The organism is Candidatus Cloacimonadota bacterium (genome assembly GCA_034661015.1).
In the GTDB taxonomy this organism is placed as follows: domain Bacteria; phylum Cloacimonadota; class Cloacimonadia; order JGIOTU-2; family JGIOTU-2; genus JAYEKN01.
This window is the reverse complement of sequence record JAYEKN010000259.1, coordinates 1-1,742: the sequence shown is the minus strand read 5'-3', so window position 1 is coordinate 1,742 and position 1,742 is coordinate 1. Positions and strand designations below refer to the sequence as shown.

Annotated in this window: 2 protein-coding genes; one reads left to right on the top strand and one right to left on the bottom strand. The window is 33.9% G+C overall.

Features of this window, described 5'->3' with window-relative positions; translation table 11 throughout:
• Nucleotides 1-327: 327 nt before the first annotated feature.
• Nucleotides 328-1,524, top strand: a complete 1,197-nt coding sequence (locus U9P79_09345; GenBank protein ID MEA2104826.1) for a PKD domain-containing protein — start codon at nucleotides 328-330, stop codon at nucleotides 1,522-1,524.
• On the opposite strand, the gene U9P79_09340 is transcribed toward U9P79_09345, so the two are convergent.
• Nucleotides 1,463-1,742 (bottom strand): hypothetical protein (locus U9P79_09340; protein MEA2104825.1); only part of this gene is annotated, 280 nt, incomplete at its 5' end. The two genes, U9P79_09345 and U9P79_09340, sit on opposite strands and share 62 nt — an antisense overlap.

The following is a 1,742-nucleotide window of genomic DNA, read 5'->3' as shown; positions in this document are numbered from 1 at the left end:
CATTTGAGGCTTTAACTAAATAGTGTCCATCCGTAAAGGAAAATCTTGAGTTAAGTTCCGTTTTTTTGAAATTGACTTAAGTTTTTCCAACTCACAAATATAACGCTAATTAACTTAATGTATAATTCTTTCAATTCGTCACGGAATGGTCCGTGACGTCTCGAAAAGGCTCCTTTACGGACAGGCTCTAAATAGTGTGTATTGGCAAAGGGAAATTTTGGCTTAACCATCCGAGCAAGCCATAATGAGTCTGAAGTCAGAGATTTGTAAATAGAAGGTAGAATAATTTTTTAATGAGAAAATGAAAAAAATATTGGAGAAAACAAAATGATGAATGAAATGTTAAAAAGTATGTTCAAGCATAAAGGGTTGTGGCAAAAACTCAACTTATTATTGATTTTTGGAGTGTTGCTTAATTTATTTATTGTGAACAATATATCAGCTGTTGGTGAAACAGATTTTTACAAATATCAAAAATCAGAAAGAACTGTATCTCCCAGAACAGGTGAAGATTGCACTCTGGAGATCACGAATGTAACCTTGAATTCTAGGAGCAGTTATAGCTTTGATATATATATCACCCGTAATGATCCTCCTTGGTCAAGTAATACAGCTCTTGGAAGTCTGTATGGTTTCTTAAATTCTACACTTGTATTTAATATTCCAAACGAAGCTTTCTCAAATCCTCAATCAAGCAATTTGGGTGAATGCATATCTGAAACCATACCACAAATTTTGGGTAATACTCTCCTGCAGATTGAATTGATTTCAAGCGGAATAGCTGTGCAAACTACTTCAACAAGATTGCTTACTATAACGATGGAAATTGATAGTGCATCGGTTGGTTTAGGCTGGAGTGCTGCTAATACTGTGATTTACATGTCGGATAATTTATCATCAGCCACTCTTGAATTATTGGGATCTGACCCACCTCATTCTATCTTAATTGCCGATTTTTCTGCTTCAGATACAACCGGATTGGCACCTTTGTCTGTAAATTTTATTGACGAATCTAATGGCAATATAGATATATGGGAATGGGATTTCCAGAATGATGGAGAAATAGATTCTTACGAGCAAAATCCCTCATACACTTATTCCAATAATGGGAGTTATTCTGTTTCACTAACAATTACTGATGAAAATGATTCAACGGTTACTAAAGAAAAAAATAATTTCATCACCGTTTATAGTAATGTATTTCCAGCCCCTCCTGCTAATATAACGATTCAACTTAACGGATTAGACGCAACAATTAACTGGGCTAGTGTAGATACAACTATTTATGGCAATCCGATAAGTGTAGATGGATATGTTATCTATTCCAGCAATTTACCGGATTCGGCCTTTACCATTCTAACTTCCACAGCAGATACCTTTTATGTAGATACAAACGTAAGCTCAAGTAAGATATTTTATAAAATAACTGCTTATGTGGGAGAGTTGTCGGATTTTCAAAAAATCATTTCAGAACATCCTGATTTGAAGATGGGTGATGTAGAGAGGTTGCCGGATAGAAGATAATGAGAAAAAAGTCGGAAGAAACAGCCTTTAATATTTCTGGTTGAATTTTTTTTCTGATCGTAGTATGAAATCCAGTTTGCTTTTTTTTGCCTGATTTAAAATAATGCCATTCGTGCAAATTAGTTGCTAAGTTTTTTGTAATACTGAGAAGGTTTAATAAAGCATCACCAATTTTTATGAATGAAAAATTTATTTTCCTCTCAACATAAAGTAAATAA

Coding starts and splice junctions, on each gene's coding strand:
- U9P79_09345 (MEA2104826.1), top strand. CDS start 328: ATGATGAATGAAATGTTAAAAAGTATGTTCAAGCATAAAGGGTTGTGG.